Source organism: Kribbella koreensis, from assembly GCF_039525325.1.
In the GTDB taxonomy this organism is placed as follows: domain Bacteria; phylum Actinomycetota; class Actinomycetes; order Propionibacteriales; family Kribbellaceae; genus Kribbella; species Kribbella koreensis.
In genome coordinates this window covers 122,306-139,027 of record NZ_BAAAHK010000022.1, presented here as the reverse complement: position 1 = coordinate 139,027, position 16,722 = coordinate 122,306, and the positions used below count along the sequence as shown (strand labels likewise).

Annotated in this window: 19 protein-coding genes; 7 read left to right on the top strand and 12 right to left on the bottom strand. The window is 68.1% G+C overall.

Going from position 1 to position 16,722, the window contains the following annotated elements:
• The 5 genes from ABD116_RS38530 to ABD116_RS38510 form a co-directional block, all read right to left on the bottom strand.
• Positions 1–559: DivIVA domain-containing protein (locus ABD116_RS38530; protein ID WP_343982655.1), on the bottom strand; the 559-nt coding region annotated here is incomplete at its 3' end.
• Between the two features lie 110 nt (positions 560–669).
• The gene (locus ABD116_RS38525; protein WP_343982652.1) at positions 670–1,539 is read right to left on the bottom strand and encodes an LOG family protein; all 870 of its coding nucleotides are present in this window, start codon (positions 1,537–1,539) and stop codon (positions 670–672) included.
• A gap of 54 nt (positions 1,540–1,593) precedes the next feature.
• Positions 1,594–2,655: a succinyl-diaminopimelate desuccinylase gene (gene dapE / locus ABD116_RS38520; protein ID WP_343982649.1), complete on the bottom strand. Its 1,062-nt coding sequence runs from the start codon at positions 2,653–2,655 to the stop codon at positions 1,594–1,596.
• Complete coding sequence (locus ABD116_RS38515) at positions 2,642–3,343, bottom strand: VOC family protein (RefSeq protein WP_343982646.1); 702 nt, start codon at positions 3,341–3,343, stop codon at positions 2,642–2,644. Before ABD116_RS38515 ends, dapE begins: the two co-directional genes overlap by 14 nt.
• Before the next feature lie 16 nt (positions 3,344–3,359).
• Positions 3,360–3,965: a CGNR zinc finger domain-containing protein gene (locus tag ABD116_RS38510; protein ID WP_343982643.1), complete on the bottom strand. Its 606-nt coding sequence runs from the start codon at positions 3,963–3,965 to the stop codon at positions 3,360–3,362.
• A gap of 63 nt (positions 3,966–4,028) precedes the next feature.
• On the opposite strand from ABD116_RS38510, the gene ABD116_RS38505 reads away from it, so the two are divergent.
• Together ABD116_RS38505 and ABD116_RS38500 are read left to right on the top strand one after the other, a co-directional pair.
• A complete protein-coding gene (locus ABD116_RS38505) occupies positions 4,029–4,685 on the top strand; it encodes a maleylpyruvate isomerase family mycothiol-dependent enzyme (protein ID WP_343982639.1) in 657 nt (218 codons plus the stop codon).
• Between the two features lie 32 nt (positions 4,686–4,717).
• A complete protein-coding gene (locus tag ABD116_RS38500; protein WP_343982636.1) occupies positions 4,718–5,062 on the top strand; it encodes a TraR/DksA family transcriptional regulator in 345 nt (114 codons plus the stop codon).
• Between the two features lie 19 nt (positions 5,063–5,081).
• Here the strand turns inward: ABD116_RS38500 and ABD116_RS38495 are convergent, their stop codons facing one another.
• From ABD116_RS38495 to ABD116_RS38485, 3 genes are read right to left on the bottom strand one after another with little or no spacing between them, the layout of a single operon-like run.
• Positions 5,082–5,879 carry a carbohydrate ABC transporter permease gene (locus tag ABD116_RS38495; protein WP_343982633.1) on the bottom strand — a complete coding sequence of 266 codons (798 nt, stop codon included), beginning with the start codon at positions 5,877–5,879 and terminating at the stop codon, positions 5,082–5,084.
• On the bottom strand, positions 5,869–6,816 hold the full coding sequence (locus ABD116_RS38490) for a carbohydrate ABC transporter permease (protein ID WP_343982630.1): 948 nt from the start codon (positions 6,814–6,816) through the stop codon (positions 5,869–5,871). The genes ABD116_RS38495 and ABD116_RS38490 overlap by 11 nt, the downstream gene beginning before the upstream one ends.
• Complete coding sequence (locus ABD116_RS38485) at positions 6,813–8,159, bottom strand: ABC transporter substrate-binding protein (protein WP_343982627.1); 1,347 nt, start codon at positions 8,157–8,159, stop codon at positions 6,813–6,815. The genes ABD116_RS38490 and ABD116_RS38485 overlap by 4 nt, the downstream gene beginning before the upstream one ends.
• Positions 8,160–8,298: 139 nt before the next feature.
• Between ABD116_RS38485 and ABD116_RS38480 the strand changes: the two genes are divergently transcribed.
• The 3 genes from ABD116_RS38480 to ABD116_RS38470 are packed head-to-tail and all read left to right on the top strand — an operon-like array spanning position 8,299 to position 11,013.
• Positions 8,299–8,967 (top strand): KpsF/GutQ family sugar-phosphate isomerase, encoded by a 669-nt coding sequence (locus tag ABD116_RS38480; protein WP_343982624.1) that lies wholly within the window; start codon positions 8,299–8,301, stop codon positions 8,965–8,967.
• Positions 8,964–9,965, top strand: a complete 1,002-nt coding sequence (locus ABD116_RS38475) for a ribokinase (protein ID WP_343982621.1) — start codon at positions 8,964–8,966, stop codon at positions 9,963–9,965. The genes ABD116_RS38480 and ABD116_RS38475 overlap by 4 nt, the downstream gene beginning before the upstream one ends.
• A gap of 49 nt (positions 9,966–10,014) precedes the next feature.
• Positions 10,015–11,013: a LacI family DNA-binding transcriptional regulator gene (locus ABD116_RS38470; RefSeq protein ID WP_343982618.1), complete on the top strand. Its 999-nt coding sequence runs from the start codon at positions 10,015–10,017 to the stop codon at positions 11,011–11,013.
• A gap of 8 nt (positions 11,014–11,021) precedes the next feature.
• Here ABD116_RS38470 and ABD116_RS38465 read toward each other — a convergent pair whose 3' ends face one another.
• The 4 genes from ABD116_RS38465 to ABD116_RS38450 form a co-directional block, all read right to left on the bottom strand.
• Complete coding sequence (locus ABD116_RS38465; RefSeq protein ID WP_343982615.1) at positions 11,022–11,783, bottom strand: MerR family transcriptional regulator; 762 nt, start codon at positions 11,781–11,783, stop codon at positions 11,022–11,024.
• An 80-nt stretch (positions 11,784–11,863) separates the two neighbouring features.
• Complete coding sequence (locus ABD116_RS38460; RefSeq protein WP_343982613.1) at positions 11,864–12,745, bottom strand: Rossmann-fold NAD(P)-binding domain-containing protein; 882 nt, start codon at positions 12,743–12,745, stop codon at positions 11,864–11,866.
• Positions 12,742–13,602: a phosphotransferase family protein gene (locus ABD116_RS38455; protein WP_343982610.1), complete on the bottom strand. Its 861-nt coding sequence runs from the start codon at positions 13,600–13,602 to the stop codon at positions 12,742–12,744. Before ABD116_RS38455 ends, ABD116_RS38460 begins: the two co-directional genes overlap by 4 nt.
• Positions 13,603–13,671: 69 nt before the next feature.
• Entirely contained in the window at positions 13,672–14,511 is an 840-nt protein-coding gene (locus ABD116_RS38450) for a nucleoside hydrolase (RefSeq protein WP_343982607.1), read from the bottom strand.
• Between the two features lie 89 nt (positions 14,512–14,600).
• Between ABD116_RS38450 and dapD the strand changes: the two genes are divergently transcribed.
• Positions 14,601–15,539 (top strand): 2,3,4,5-tetrahydropyridine-2,6-dicarboxylate N-succinyltransferase, encoded by a 939-nt coding sequence (dapD, locus tag ABD116_RS38445; protein ID WP_343982604.1) that lies wholly within the window; start codon positions 14,601–14,603, stop codon positions 15,537–15,539.
• A 115-nt stretch (positions 15,540–15,654) separates the two neighbouring features.
• A complete protein-coding gene (locus ABD116_RS38440) occupies positions 15,655–16,632 on the top strand; it encodes a VldE C-terminal domain-containing protein (protein ID WP_343982601.1) in 978 nt (325 codons plus the stop codon).
• Positions 16,633–16,722: the final 90 nt, after the last annotated feature.

Sequence of the window (16,722 nt, the reverse complement as noted above, 5' to 3'; positions counted from 1 at the left end):
GTACGTCGGTGGCCGCCGGTACAGCCGGTACGTCGGTGGCCGCCGGTGCAGGAGGTGCCTCGGCGGGGGTTGCTGCCGTGGGTTGAGCAGGCTGTTCGGGCTGCGGTTCAGCCGGTGGCTGGGTAGCCACCGGCGCCTCGGCGACGACTTTTTCGTCTTCTTCGGGCGTCGGGAAGTCGCCGCCTACGAGGATGGGCAAGTTGTAGCCGGTGTCGTCGAAGTCGGCCGGTTCGTAGTCGGCGCGGGCGGTGAAGCCGGCGCCTTCGGGGCCGTGGATGATCGGGCTGACGGCTCGTTCGAGGTCGGCGATCCGGCGGTCGCGTTCGGCGACCTCGCGGGCGACCCGTTCGAGCAGGGTGTCGACCTCGTCCATCCGGTAACCGCGCAGGCCGACGCCGAAGCGGGCCGTCTCGAGGTCGTCGGCGGTGAGCGCTTGCCGCGCGGGCACCGTCAGATCCGGCCGGTCGTCGTACGCCGGGGCCATCGCGCCCCACCGTCCCGAGGCAACGACGGCAACAGCCCCGATCAGGAGCACGACAATCAGCCCGAAGAACCACATCACGTGACCGATCGTGCCATGCCGACGGACAACCCCGCACAACCACGGGCCGGTCGCCGGTTGTCAACCCCCACTTTCACCCGCCGCCCGGGCCGGGACCGGCACAGGTTTCACATGCCGTCGGAGCCGAGGCGGCGGGTCTCCCGGCGTTCCCGGGCCTCCGGGCTGTCGGACTCGGCGACGTCGCGGGCGGCGGCCGCGGCAGCTTCCTCAGCGGCCGCGTCGGCCATCTCGCCGGCCTTCACGATGTAGCTGATCGCCTCGTCCACATCGTCGGTGATGGTGAACATCTCCAGGTCCGCCGCCGAGATCTTGCCGTCGGCAAGCATCGTCTCGCGCAGCCAGTCGGCCAGCCCGCTCCAGTACGACGTACCGAACAGCACCACCGGAAACGACGTCACCTTGCGCGTCTGCGCCAGCGTCAGCGCCTCGAACAGCTCGTCCAGCGTGCCGAACCCGCCCGGCATCACGACGAACCCCTGCGCGTACTTCACGAACATCGTCTTGCGGGTGAAGAAGTACCGGAAGTTCATCCCGATGTCGACCCACTCGTTCAGCCCGTTCTCGAACGGCAGCTCGATCCCCAGCCCGACCGACACCCCACCGGCCTCGGAGGCGCCCTTGTTCGCCGCCTCCATCACACCCGGTCCACCACCGGTGATCACCGCGTAACCGGCGCCGACCAGCTTGCGCCCGAACTCCTCCGCCGCCGTGTACATCGGGTCCTCGGGCTTGGTCCGCGCCGAGCCGAAGACGCTGATGGCCGGCCCGAGCTCGGCCAGCATCCCGAAGCCCTCGATGAACTCCGACTGGATCCGCAGCACCCGCCACGGGTCGGTGTGCACCCAGTCCGACGGACCGCGGCTGTCCAGCAGCCGCTGCTCGGAGGTCGAGTGCTGCACCTGGTTGCGGCGCATCACGACAGGCCCCCGCTGCTGCGAGCCCTGCGGACGGTCGGGTTTGATCGAGGGTTCTTCCATGTCCCCAAGATTAGTGCGGACAAGCCACCCAGGCCCGCCGAACGCGAGCGCGCCCTACGACGTCAACCAAGTCCTCAACCGCTGTTCACACTGCTCGATCTCCGCTTCCGGCACGAACTCGTCCTGCTTGTGCGCGTACAGCGGGTCGCCCGGCCCGTAGTTCACCGCCGGCACCCCCAGCGTCGTGAACCGCGCGACGTCGGTCCAGCCGAACTTCGGCTGCGGTTCGCCCCCGACCACCTGCAGGAACGCGGCCGCCGCCGGCCGCTCCAGCCCCGGCAGTCCACCCGGCGCCGAGTCGGTCACCACCACGTCGTACCCGGCGAAGACCTCCCGCACATGCGCCTCGGCCTCCGCCTCCGACCGGTTCGGCGCGAACCGGTAGTTGACCGACACCGTGCACAGATCCGGTACGACGTTCCCGGCGACCCCGCCGCTGATCGCGACCGCGTTGAGCCCCTCGCGGTACTCGAGCCCGTCGATCGGCACCCGCCGCGGCTCGTACGCCGCCAGCCGGTCGAGGATCTCCCCGGCCGCGTGGATCGCGTTCTTGCCCATCCATGAGCGCGCTGAGTGGGCCCGCTCGCCATGCGTTGTCACCTCGACCCGCATCGTGCCCTGGCAGCCCGCCTCGACGACCGCGTTCGACGGCTCCATCACGACCGCGAACACGCCCTCCAGCAGCTCGGGGTGCGTCCGCGTCAGCTTGAACAGCCCGTTGCGCTCCGACTCGATCTCTTCGCAGTCGTAGAAGACATAGGTGATGTCGCGGTTCGGCTCGGTCAGCGTCGCCGCCAGCCGCAGTCCGACCGCGACGCCGCCTTTCATGTCGCAGGCGCCGAGCCCGTGGATCAGCCCGTCCGCGCGCCGGGCCGGCAGGTTGTCGTTCAGCGGCACGGTGTCCAGATGCCCGGCGACGACGATCCGCTCCGGGCGCCCCAGTTCGGTCCGGGCGACGACGGTGTTGCCGTGCCGCGAGACGGTCAGATGCGCGTACGCCGACAGCGCCGACTCGACCGCGTCGGCCAGCTCCTCCTCGGTCCCGCTGACCGACGAGACGTCGACGAGCGCAGCACAAAGGTCCGGGCCGGACAGAGACAGATCAAGCTTCGCCATCAGAATCCTCAACTGCTGCTGGTAGGAACACACAGAACTCATTGCCCTCTGGATCGGCGCAGACGTGCCAGCCGATTTCGTCGTCCTTGGGTCGCAGCAGTGTCGCACCCGCGGTCAGGACGGCGTCGAGGTCGGGTGCGGTGATGTCCCAGTGGATGCGGTTCTTCACCGTCTTCGGCTCCGGCACGGGGTTGAAGACCCAGTACCTGAACGGCAGCCCGGGTACGTTCTCCAGCCAGTACCACGGCTTGCCCGGCTCGTGCCCGACCTCACCCCCGACCACCCCGGCCCACCAGCGCGCCTGCGCCTCCGGGTCGGCCGAGTCCACGGCCAGCTCCATCAATCGGTACTCCGGAACCTTCTCCCGCACGAATCCGCAGAACTCGCCGCCCTCGGGGTCGGCCAGGACCGCCCAGTGCTGTCGCTCCGAGATCGGGCTCAGCACGGTCGCGCCGGCTCGTACCAGGTCCTCGATCGCGCTGGTGTGCACGTCCAGATGCACCCGCTGCTTGACCGTCCGCGGCTCCGGCACCCGATTGATCCAGATCGTCTTCTCGGGCCGGTCACCGACCAGCACCTCCGGGTTGTCCGCCGGCGCGGTCAACCCGAGCAGCCGCCCCCAGAACGACGTCATCACACTCGGGGACGCCACATCGATACACAGATCCTTGAACCGCCCCAGACTCATAGCTCGAGGCTAATGGCTAGCCCGCGTGCTTTCGCTGATAGTGACGGTTGACGCGCTCACGGTTGCCGCAGGACGGGGAACACCAGGTCTGCCGCGGATCGTCCTGCAGGAAGTACTTGACGCAGCGCGCCGCCGGGCACGCCCTCAGCCGCAGTCGCTCGGGGCTCGCAAGGAAGTCGATCCCCGACCGCCCGACTGCGCCCAGCAGCAGCCCGACCGGCTCGGACGCACCGCCGGTCCAGCGCACGACCGGCTCGCCCTCGTCCGGCCACTCCAGATGCGCACTCCCAAGGCCGTCCGCCGCCTCGTTCAACATCCGCACCGCAGTGACCGGATCAAGCAGCCTGCCGGCATCAGCCTTGCTCGGCGGCGCCGGGCTGACCGCCCGGGCAAACAACGAACGCACTGCCCGCCGTACGCCGACGAGCCGCTCCCGAACCTCGTCGTCAACCGCGATCACCGACGCGTCGAAGCCTCTCGGCCCACCGAGCACCTGCTCCACGAGCGGAGCGTTTGCCCGGATCCACGCCCCGGTCAGCTCCCCCGTCGCGAGGCCGTCCGCCACTCCGCCTTGCCCGTCGTGCCGGATGGTGGCGGCGATCTCGAAGGCGAGCACGGTCATGATCGGCATACTATCGCCTCTAACGGCAGAATCAGATCTAGCATTAGCCAGGAAGGGATTGCGGTGAATCCTCCGATCGAAGCGTCGATCAGCCGACTCAACGCCCTGCTCGTCGACCTCGACGACGCCACGGTCCGGGCACCCTCCGCCCTGCCGGGCTGGTCGCGCGGACACGTCCTCACCCACATCGCGAACTTCGGCGAGGCGATGACGCGCCAGATCGACGAGGCGCGAGCGGGCCGGTTGATCGAGATGTACGACGGCGGGCGACCCGCCCGGGATGCTGCGATCGAGGCCGGTGCCGGGCGGTCCGCCGATGAGCTGAGGGATCACGTGGCGACGGCGAGCGCTGGATTGCTGGCGGCGTGGGAGAAGGTCGACGACTGGTCACGGCCGGTGCGGCACCGGGACAGCGATCTGGCGGCGACCGTCTACGCGGGCTGGCGGGAGTACGAAGTACACACCGTCGATCTCGCGTTGGAGCCCACCTCGGACGACTGGTCCGAGGACTTCTGCCTTCACCTCCTCGACTTCCTCCGGCCGCGGACGCCCGACGGGATCCACCTGATCCTGGACGCAGGCACCAGTCGCTGGGAGAACGGCACCGGCGAGGACCGGCTGCTCGCAGGCAGGCTGACCGACCTCACCAGCTGGCTCGCAGGCCGCCCGCTCGTCCGCGAGATCACCGGGGATCGCCCCGAGCTCAAGCCGTGGCCGTGATCTCCGGCTCTGCCGCGAGCGACAATCGAAGCGTGGGACCGGATCCAGAGCTGCGCTCAGCACTCCTCGCCGACCGAGCCGGTACGGCGAACCGCATCGCCGCGCTCACCGCCGACCTGGAAGCGATCGTCGAGGCCTCCCGCCTGGTCGCAACCGACGACGAACACGACCCCGAAGGCGCCACGATCGCCTTCGAACGCTCCCAGACGACCACGTTCCTCGAAGACGCCCACAAACACCTCGCCGACCTCGACAGCGCCCTCGACCGCCTCGAAGCCGACGACTTCGGCCGCTGCGAGATCTGCGGCAACCCGATCGCGGCCGGCCGGCTGATCGCCCGGCCGACCGCCCGGACCTGCATCGACTGCGCGACCTGATCAACCGGCCGTCGAGCACTCACTTCAGGCCGGTGGTTTTCATCGCGTCGACGAGGCGTTTCTGGCCGGCCACGAAGACGATGACCGTGGGGATGGCCGCGATGACAGCGGCGGCGAGGATGAGGTTCCAGGCCGAGGCGTACTGACCTTGCATGCCTGCGATGCCGAGCTGGATCACCCGGAGGTCTGGATTGCGAGTGATCGTCAGCGGCCAGAGGAACGCGTTCCAGTTGGCCAGGAAGAACAATACCGACAGACTCGCGAGCACCGGACGACTCAACGGCAGGATGACGCTCCAGTAGCGGCGCCAGTAGCCGCAGCCGTCCAGGTCGGCGGCCTCTTCGAGTTCGCGCGGGATGTTGAGGTAGTACTGGCGGAGCAGGAAGATGCCGAAGGCATGGAAGATGCTCGGCACGATCAAGCCGGCGTAGCTGTCCAGCAGGCCGAGTTGCTTGGCGACCAGGAACAGCGGCACGAGGATGACCGGCAGCGAGACGAGCAGCGTCGACATGATGCCGGAGAAGATGATCCCGCGGCCCGGGAAACGCAAGCGGGCCAGGGCGTAGGCAGCCATCGAGTGGAAGAACAGCGCGACGACGGTGACGACGACCGAGACGATCGCACTGTTCAGCAGGAAGCGCGGCAGCGGGATCTTCAGCAGGACGTACTGCAGGTTGTCGAGCGTCCAGGTCGAAGGCCAGCCGAAGGAGAAGACATCCTCCGCAGGCTTCAGCACACTGATCAGCACCCAGAGCAGCGGCGCAACGGCGAGCAGAGCCAGTACGTGCGCCAGGATCGGGAAGAACCTAGTCCTCATCGAAGCGGCCTCCTCGGGTGACGGCGAACATCACGCCGGTGCAGAGAATGAGCAGGGCGACGACGACGGTGGTCAGCGCAGCGGCGTACCCCATGTTGTTGAAGGTGAACGCCTGCTCGTAGATGTAGATGACGACCGTGCTCGTCGCGCGCGCCGGCCCGCCCTTGGTCAGCACGTAGACGAGGTCGAAGGCCTGCAGCCCGGTCACCGCCCCGATCGTCGAGTTGACCACGACGAAGAAGCTGGTCGGCCGGAGCAGCGGCCAGATCACGTACCGGAACCGCTGCCACGCGCTCGCGCCGTCGATCTGCGCCGCGTCCTCGAGCTCCTTCGGCACATCCTTCAGCCCGGCCAGGAAGACCAGCATCTGATAGCCCATCAGGAACCAGACCGAGATCACCACATAGGTGCCCAGGGCAAGCGACGGCGTACCGAGGAACGACACGTCGCCCAGCCCCAGCGGCGCCAGCAGCTTGGAGAGCGCGCCGCGTTTGTCGACCAGCAGGAACTGCCAGATCAGGCCGACCACGACCAGGCTGACCACGTTCGGCAGGAAGAACGCCGAGCGGACCCAGCCGATCCCCTTGAAGTGGTTGCGGACCAGCATCGCGAGCGCGAAGCTCACCACGAACGCGATCGGCACGAAGCTGACCACGTAGATCGCGGTCACCTTGAGCGACGCCCAGAGCTGATCGTCGCCCGCCATCAACCGGTAGTTGCCCAGACCGACGTACCGGTAGTTGCCGAAACCGTCGACCTTGAAGAACGCGACGCCGAAGGCCAGCACCATCGGCAACGCGACGAAGATCAGCAGGCCGATCACGTCGGGCGCGAGGAACGCGTAGGCCGCGAGCGCCTCGCGCCGCTTCTTGGTCATCGACTGCTTCCGAGCCTTCACCACAGGCTTGGCCGGCGGGGCTGTCATCGTCGCTGTCATGTGATGGGCGCGCCCTGGTAGGTCTTCAGGAAGGTGTCGATCTTCTGCGCCGCATCAGCGGCCGCCTTCGCCGGGTCGGACCCGTTCAGCTGGCAGGCCTGGATCGCGTCGGCGATCGGCTGGTACACCTCGGGCGGGAAGCGCGGCTCCGGCTTGCCGGTCGGCGCGATCTCGGAGACGAACTTCTTCAGCGGGCCGTCGGCGAACGCCCCCTTCGCGTCAGCGGCGGTCTGTACCGACTTACGCGGCGGCACATTCGTCTTCACCACGGTGTTCCACTGCCGCTGCCGCTCGACCCCCTCGGCATCGGTCGACCCGAGCGCCCAGGTGATGAACTTGGCCGCGGCCTCCGGGTTCTTGCCCTTCGAGTTCGCGACGAACGCCCACCCGCCGAGGTCCGTGGCCGGCTTGCCGCCCGCCGGAGTCGGGTGCGGAATCACGCCGTACTTGAAGTTCTTCGCCTTCGCCCGCAGGTCGGCGACGGCCCAGATCCCGCTCTGCTGCATCGCGGCCGCACCCGAACCGAGGTTGGAGACGACATCACCGCCGCCGTCGCCGAGTGCCTTGCGGGGAGCCACCTTGTTCTTGATCGTGTCCTGCCAGAACTTCAGCGCCTGGACGGCGGCCGGTGAGTCGAAAGCCACCTTGCCGTCCCTGATCGGCGTACCGTCGCCCTGCCAGAGGAACGGGTACCAGGTGAAGTTCTGGTAGTAGCCGGGCAGCGTCTCGAACATCACCCCGTACCGATCCTTGCCGGTCAGTTTCTGCGCGACCGCGAGGGTCTGGTCCCACGTCCTGGGCAGATCCGCCTCGGACAGGCCGGCCTTCTCGAAGGCGGATTCGCTGTAGTACAAGGCGAGTGGCTCGATCTCCATCGGCAGGCCGTAGATCTTGCCGTCGACGCTGCGGGCCTCGAGCAGGCCGGGCAGGTAGTCGGCCTTGGTCTCATCGCTCAGGTTGCCGGACAGATCCTGCAGTACGCCGCCGTTGTAGTAGCGGAGGAAGTCGCCGGGGCTGATCAGGAAGATGTCCGGGCCTTGCCCCGACTGGAAGGCCGTCTGCAGCGTCGTACCGCTGAGGTAGTCCTTGCCGGGGATATAGCGCAGCTTGACCTTGACGTCGTTGTTCTGGTTCCACTGCTCGGCCAGAGCGACGAACCACTTGCTCTGCGGGCTGTTGTCGTCGGACGGGCCGTAGAAGTTCCAGAACGACAGCTCCTTGCCGTCGCCACCGGCGCCGTCGCCACCGCAGGCGGTCAGTAGCGGCGCGGCGACGGCGGATGCGGCCAGCGCGCCCAGCAGGGTCCGTCGGCTCAACTGAGGTGCAGGGGATGGTGCGGCCATCGGAGACTCCTTGGCAATCGATTTCTCACAAAGTACGAGCGAGGGCCGGAGCGGTCAAGGTTTCATTGACAGCTGAGCGTGGATTTGCCTACCCTCGCTGGAAATCGATTTCTGAGCCGGACTCGAAAGCAGGTCGAGGATGCCAGTAGTGCCGAACCGCGCGGCCGCCCACCGCGCGGCTGACGAGCTGCCCGGCGACCTGGTCGGGCGCGGTTTGGCAGCAGCCCGCCATGCGATCGAGACCGAGGCCGCGGCCGTCTCCGCTTTGGCCGGCCGGCTCGACGGGGTGTTCCTCGACGTCCTCACCGCTGTTGCTGCTTGCGAAGGGCATCTGGTCGTCACAGGTCTGGGTAAGTCGGGGCTGGTCGGGCGGAAGATCGCGGCGACGTTGGCGTCGACGGGGACGCCGGCGACCTTCATCCACGCAGGGGATGCGTTGCATGGCGACTCGGGTGCGGTGACGGCGCGGGATCTGGTGCTTGCGTTGTCGGCGTCGGGCGAGACGGCGGAGGTGTGCGCCTTCGCCCAGATGCTGCGCGATCGGGGGATCCCGGTGATCGCGATGACAGGGGCTGAAGAGTCGACGCTCGCTGGGCTTGCGACGTACACGCTGGACACGATGGTGTTGCGGGAGGCGGATCCGCTCAACCTCGCGCCGACGGCATCCACGACCGCGGCGCTGGTGATGGGCGATGCGCTGGCGTGCGCTCTCGTCGTACTGCGGGAGTTCACGCATCACGATTTCGCGCGGTTCCATCCCTCCGGCGCGCTCGGGCGCAAGCTGCTCGACGCCGGGGAGGAGGCATGACGCGGTACGACGTGTGTGTGCTCGGGTCGTTCATGAAGGATCTGGTCGCGCGCGCCGAGCGGCGGCCGATGCCTGGAGAGACCTTGCATGGCACGGGTTTCGCCGAATTCCTTGGCGGCAAGGGGGTCAATCAGGCGATCGCCGCCGCGCGGATGGGAGCCCGTACCGCGATCGTCGGGATGATCGGGGACGATCGCTACGGCGAGGAGTTTCTCGAGCTGCTCAAGACGGATGGCGTGGACACCGATTGGGTGGTGCGGCATCCGGAACTCGGTACCGGCGTGGGGCTTCCGCTGGTCCTCCCGGACGGCAGCAACTCGATCATCATCGTGTCCCGCGCGAACTCCGCGATCACCGCCGCTGACATCGAGGCGGCTTCGCCTGTACTGACCTCGAGCGCGGTCCTCAGCGTCCAGCTCGAACTGCCGGTCGAAGCCAGTCGCGCAGCCCTCCAACTCGCCTCGGCGGCCGGCGTCACCACCATCCTCACCCCAGCGCCCGCCGGGCCGGTCGACTCTTCGCTCGCCGCCTTCGTCGACATCCTCGTCCCCAACGAGGTCGAGGCCGCCGCCCTCACCGGCCTAGACTGCAACGATTCCCAGGTACCGGTCATCGCCCGCCGCTTGGCCGACGACTGGGACCTTCGCGGCTGCGTCATCACCCTCGGCTCCCGCGGCGCCTACGTCCTGGACCGCTCAGGCGACGGCGCCTTCGTCATCGACCGCTCAGCCCCGGCCGGCGCCTTCGTCGTCGACCGCTCGGCCCGGGCCGGCTCCGGGCGGGAGCTTCGCATCCCCGCGCACCCGGTGGCGACCGTCGACACGGTCGGCGCCGGCGACGCCTTCTGCGGCTCGCTTGCCGCGTCGTTGGCCGCCGGAGCGCCGCTTGCGGACGCCGTACGGCTCGCGAATGCGGCGGGGGCACTGTCTACAACGATGCACGGAGCAGCCACCTCCTGCCCGGACCGATCTGCAGCTTTGGCCTTGCTGGACTCGTGAGATCCTTGTGCCGTCCAGACGGCGGGTAGGCCTCGAGCGGGGAGCGAGCATGACGACGATCTACGACGTCGCGCGTAGATCTGGCGTATCGCCGGCCACCGTGTCGCGGGTGCTCAGCGGCCGCCGGAACGTGGACCCGGAGCTGTCCGAGAAGGTCCGGGCGGCCGTGGCGGAGCTCGGCTACCGCCCGAACGGCGTGGCCCGCAACCTGCGCCGGGCCAGCACCAATCTGTGGGCCGTCGTCATCTCCGACATCGAGAACCCGTTCTTCACCTCGCTCGTCCGTGGCCTCGAGGACGTCGCCCAGACCGAGGGCTACCACGTCGTACTGTGCAACTCCGACGAGGATCCGGCCAAGGAAGAGGCGTACGCCTCCGCGGTACTGACCGAGCAGATGGCGGGCGTCGTGATCTCCCCGACGTCGACCGCGGAGGGTGTCGCGCTGCTCAACGGCGCCAAGACTCCGATGGTCCTGATCGACCGCCGGGTCGAGGGCGTCGAGGCGGACACCGTCCTCGTCGACAACGAACACGGCGCCGCCGAAGGCGTCAAACACCTGATCGACGGCGGCTACCAACGCATCGCCTGCATCACCGGCCCGCGCCGGGTCAGCACCGCGATGGACCGCCTGGCCGGCTACCGCTCGGCTCTCCGCACCGCCGGCATTCCCTACAACAAAGACCTGGTCCGCCACGCCGACTTCCGCGAAGCCGGCGGCTTCGCCGCCATGGAAAGCCTCCTGGACCAACCCGAGCCCCCCGAGGCTCTCTTCGTCACCAACAACCTGATGACCGTCGGCGCCCTCGAATGCCTGGCCAAACGAGGCCTCCGAGCCCCCGACGACATAGCCGTCGTCGGCTTCGACGACATCCCCTGGGCCGACCTCGTAGTCCCTTCCCTGACCACAGTCGCCCAACCCACCTACGAACTGGGCCGCACCGCAGGCCTCCTCCTGAAAGACCGGATAGCCTCCCCCGGCCGACCCCCCTCCACAGTCACCCTCCGCACAGAACTCCACATCCGAGCCACCTCGGCGCCCAAGAAGTAACTGACTTCCTACTCGGACAGGTTCTGGTCCGCGTAGACCGTCATGGCGTCTCGGAGGTATTCGGCGACGGTGGGGTCGGTGGGGTTGATGGTTTGGGTGAAGCGGGGGTCGTCTACGTACATCTGGCCGAGGGACTTGTAGGCCTCTCGGGTTGGGGTCCAGAAGAGGCTGATGACCTGGTGGTGGAGCTGGATGAGTTCCTGGACCGTGGGGTCGTGCACTTCCGCTCCTTGGGCTTTCAGGGTGGTGATTCCTTCGTGGACCTGGGTGAAGCCGGTGCGCGCCAACTCCGCCTCCTGTTCGGTCCAACGCCGCATCCGCTCGTAGCTCGCGTCGACCTGGGCGTCGCCCCAGCGTTCGCGCGCTTCGGCCTCGTACGGGTTGTGCTCGAATCCCTCGAAGACCTTCTCGGGTTTCATTTCGCCTCCTTCGGTGAGGTTGGCGATGGTGGTGTCGACGGTCCGGATCAGCTGGGCGAGCCGCAGCTGCTCGCGCTGGAGCCATTCCTTGTGCCGGCCGAGTACCTCGATCGTGCTCGTGCTGCTGCGACGTTCGAGTACTTCGCCGACCACGTCGAGGCTGAGTCCGAGGTCGCGGAGCAGCAGGATCTGCTGCAACCGGAGCAGCTGTTCCTGCTCGTAGTACCGGCGGCCGTTGGGCGCGGTCCGGGCCGGGATCAGCAGCCCGATCGCGTGGTAGTGCCGCAGCGTCCGCGAGGTGACCCCCGATTCCCGCGCCACCTCGGCGATCGACCAGGCCACCTCGCCCACCGTCCCTCCACCATCGCGGCCGGTCCTTCCGGCCACTGGCAAGGACGCTAGGTGTTGCCGCTACGTCAACTTCAACCTTATTAATGCGGCGGCGGAGGCGGAGTGTTGCCGGCCCGGATCCACTCGACACAGGCCCGCGCGGACTCCTCAGCCGGCCGCACGACGAGCCCCGCCGCGAGCGCCTTGCGGTTGTCGAGCTGGAAGGTCCCGTCATGGGTCAGGTGAAAACGGTCCTCAGGCGGATCCCAGTCGACCGCCGGACTTCCCGGTACGACGGAACGCCACGCCTCGGCCAGGTCGCCCATCGCCATCGACCCACTCACCGCGTTGAACGCCCCACCCCGGCCATCAACACTCAGCCGCACCAGGAACGCCGCCAAGTCCCGCGCGTCGAGGTACTGAATCGCCTGCTCGGGCCGAGCCGCGCACTCCATGGCCTTGCCCGTCGCCAACGCCTCACCCCAGTTGCCGAAGTCCGGGTTGTACGGCCCCACCACGAACCCCGACCGCACGGCAGCCGCCCGCTCCCCCAACACCTCGGCCAGCAGCAACTCCGCCCGAGCCTTCGACGGACCGTACAGATCCATCGAGAACTCGTCCTCAGGAGCACCGTCAGGCCAGGCGAGCAGCTCACCGGACTCGGTCATCCCGGGAGTCGTCCTGCTCGCGTAGACCCCGATCGTCGACATGAACGTGTAGTGCCCGACCCGGTCGCGCAAGACGTCAAGGCTGAGCCGGATATCCCGCACCAAGAACCCCGACATATCGATCACCGCATCCCACACCCCAGAAGCCAGCACACCGGGATCAGAACGCTCCCCCACAATCCGCTCGACCGACGGGAACAACCCCAGGTTGGTCAGCCCGCGATTGAACAGCGTCACCTCGTGACCGTCCGCGAGTGCCGCCTCGACCACATGCCGGCCGAGGTTCTTCGTCCCGCCCAGCACCAACAGCCTCATCGCAGGCCCTTCACGACATCATCGAGCTCGGCCAGCAAGGGCTCGATCCACTCCCTGGAAGAAGGCACCGTCCGCACGCCCTCTTCGACGACCCACGTCAGCGCACGCAAGACGAAGGCGATCCCGCCCACCGACAGTTGCCGTTGCACCAGCGAAGGATCGGCACCCGCGGCATCGACGTACCGGGCAACGATCGGTTCGGCTTGGTGGCCGACGGCAACGGCATCGCGGACCAGCGTGTAGAGATCACTCAGCTGCGGCGCGACGTACGCCAGCGGCCAGTCAACGACGGACCACCGAGTCCCGTCACTGACCAGATTCTTCGGTACGTAGTCGCCGTGGACCACGCGGGCAGCCGTTGCCGCATGCAACTGATCGAGTGCCGCGACGCCCGCGGTCGACAGTCGCTCGGCAAGCGCAGGGGCGGCGGGACTTCGGCGTACCAGCTCAAGGAGTTGCCGGGAAGTGAACTCACTCGGAGCATCGACGGGCTTTGAACGAATCCCGGCCAGCAGTTCGGCCGCGGCCAGGAAGCCGTCCGCCGACGGCTCCTGCTCGAGATTGACCCGGCCGACGTCGGCGAGGACGAGCAGTACCGCGTCGTCCGTCTCCAGGCTGTGGATCAACCGGGGCGCCGGCAACTCGAGCGGTACGACGAATCGCCGGTACGCCGCGCCCTCACCCCGCTGGGCGTCGCTGCCGCGCTTGACGATCACACTGCGCAGTCCATAGGACAGGCGCCAAACCTCCGACGAACCCCACTCCCGCAGCACCTCGCCCTTGAGCTCACCGACCGCCGCCGCCTGCGTCGCCTCGAGAACCGGTCCGGCGATGACGTCGAGCCAGGTGGGAAGCATGCAGCCATCCTGACAAGCCACGCGCCCGCAACCAAGCGGGTTTCGCCGGCCGAGCAGCAAGGCCAGGCTTCAGCTGATCGCCGCCAGCATCCGATCCACGATCCGTCGCGCGACCCGTACCGGATCCAGATCGGTCACGATCCGGTGCGGCCCACCCTCCTCCGCACTGAACCGGGTCAACCCATCGTCCTCGACCACGATCCGCCCGGTGGCGAACGAGAACAGCGACGGCTCGACCATCATCAACACCGCCGCCGGATCATGCGGCACATTGAAATCCTGCGACCGATAAGCCCAGTACTGCCGGATCTCACCGCCCAGCAACTCCCCCAAAGCCCCCGCACTCTCAAGCTCCGCCAGCATCAAACCATCGAGCCGCAACCGAGTCGTCTGCTCCAGCCCGATCACCGTCGCCGGTACGCCGGACCCGAACACCACCCCGGCCGCCGCGACATCGCACTTGATGTTGTGCTCGACCTTCCCCGACGTGAAGTCTCCACCCATCAAGAACACCTGCTCGATCCCACGCCCCTCGACCTCCACCGCCTCGGCCAGATTCGTCAACGGCCCGATCGCCAGCACGGTCGACGACCCGGCCAGCAACCCGATCGGATCGCCACCGCCATCAACGGTCTCCCGGTCGAGATCAGGCATCAGCACACCCTCGTGCCCCGCCCAGAACACCTCCCGCCCGGATCTGGTCTCGCCACGCCCAGGCACGACAGGCCCGACCGACCGTCCGGCGACGCGCGCGAGCCTCGCGACCATCCGGGCGCGCAGCAGCACATCGCCGTACACCGTGGTCACCCCCGCGAGGTCCAGTTCAGGCGAGCCGAGGATGGCGGTGAGCGCGAGCACGTCGTCGACATCGGTGCCGATGTCGGTGTCCAGGACGAGCGAGGCCTGCATGGCGATCCTTTCCGCGGCGGAGTGTGCAGGTTATCGACTGGCAAGACCGGTGGTCGGCCGCCGACCACGCGTCTGGCAGGCTTTGGGGTATGACTGAGAACGCCACTCGCGCCTGGGGCTTCGGCCTCGCCACCGTCACGACCTCGGGCAACGTGCTCGACGTCTGGTACCCGGCCCCCGAACTGGGCGAGGCGCCCGAGGGTGCGAAGGCGCCGGCGGAGCTGATCGCTGCCGAGGGCAACGACGACCTGCGCCAGGTACGCCGTACCGTCGTGAAGACCGCGATCACGCTCGACCAGGCCCCGGCCGACGTCGCCGACGCCTATCTGCGGCTGCACCTGCTCTCGCACCGGCTGGTCCGCCCGCACGGCCTCAGCCTGGACGGCATCTTCGCCTCCCTGCCGAACAACGCGTGGACCTCGCACGGCCCGGTCCCGGTCGACGAGATCGAGCACGTGCGGCTGCGCGCGCGGGCCGCCGGGCAGCACCTGTCCGTGACGAGCGTCGACAAGTTCCCGCGGATGACGGACTACGTCGTACCGTCCGGTGTCCGGATCGCCGACGCCGACCGGGTCCGCCTGGGCGCGCACCTGGCGTCGGGCACCACGGTCATGCACGAGGGCTTCGTGAACTTCAACGCCGGCACGCTCGGCACCTCGATGGTCGAGGGCCGGATCGTGGCCGGCGTGGTCGTCGACGACGGCAGCGACATCGGCGGCGGCTCGTCGATCCTCGGCACCCTGTCGGGCGGCGGCAAGGCAGTGCTCACGATCGGCAAGCGCTGCCTGCTCGGCGCGAACAGCGGCATCGGCATCTCGCTCGGCGACGACTGCGTGGTCGAGGCGGGCCTCTACGTGACCCCCGGTACCAAGCTCAAGCTGCCCGACGGCACCGTGGTGAAGGCGATCGAGCTGTCCGGCCAGTCCGGCCTGCTCTTCCTGCGCAACTCGATCACCGGCGCGGTCGAGGCACGGCCGCGCAAGGGCGAGGGCATCACGCTCAATGAGGCCCTGCACGCCAACGCGTGACAAATCACGCCAACCAAGGTGAGAGGCAGCACGTCATACAGAGCGTGACCCATATCCCGGAAGTGCGCCTCGGACTCGGGGCACTAGTACGCCGTCGTCGCACGTTGGGACCGGTATGCCGATGAACCGGGGCGCCTTGGTCGCAGTGGGAGCAGTGGGTGCTTTCGCGGTCGCTGTCGGTGTCGGGATCCACTGGGTCAGCGGCAAGGACTTCGGCCCACTGCTGCCGCCACGCGAGCAGTGCGAGGCCACGGTCAGCACCGGGTCCGTAGTACTGGATCTGGAGCAGGCGGAGTCGGCGGCGATCATCGTGGGCGTCGCTGTACGCCGTGGGCTGCCGCCGCGGGCCGCTACGGTCGCGCTGGCTACGGCGTACCAGGAGTCCGGACTGCGGAACCTGGCGCATGGGGACCGGGACTCGCTCGGGTTGTTCCAGCAGCGGCCGTCGCAGGGCTGGGGGACGATCAAGCAGGTGCAGGACCCGCACTACGCGGCCGGCAAGTTCTACGACGCACTGGTGAAGGTGCCGAACTACCAGAAGCTCGCAGTGACGGTCGCAGCCGACAAGGTGCAGCGGAGCGCCTTCCCCAACGCGTATGCCGACCATGAGGCGGATGCACGGATCCTGGCGTCCGCACTGACCGGGCAGTCGAAGGCCGCGCTCAGTTGCACGGTCAACACCGAGTCGATGCCGTCCGAGCCGATGGGCAAGAACGGCCTGACGCCGCGTGCCGAGAAGGTCCGCAAGGACTTGGTCGCCACCTTCGGGAAGGTCTCCACCGGGGGCTACGAGCCCGGCGGCGTGACGACCGGCCACATGGAGGGCTCAGCGCACTACGAGGGCCGCGCCGTCGACATCTTCGTGAAGCCCATCTCGGCGGCCAACACCGTCAAGGGCTGGGCGATGGCGCAGTACCTGGTCGCCCGGGCCGACCACCTCGGCATCCGCACGGTCATCTTCAGCGACAAGATCTGGACCGCGGGCGGCAAGTCCGACGACGGCTGGCGCGACTACACCGCCCCCGACCGCCCCGGCAACAAGGACACCCTCCGCCATCTCGACCACGTCCACGTGGACGTCATCGACCAGTAGTCCCCCACCCCCGAACGCGACCTTGAACACCAAACGGCGACCTGGGACATGAAATAGCGTGTTCAAGGTCGCCGGTGGGTGTTCGAGGTC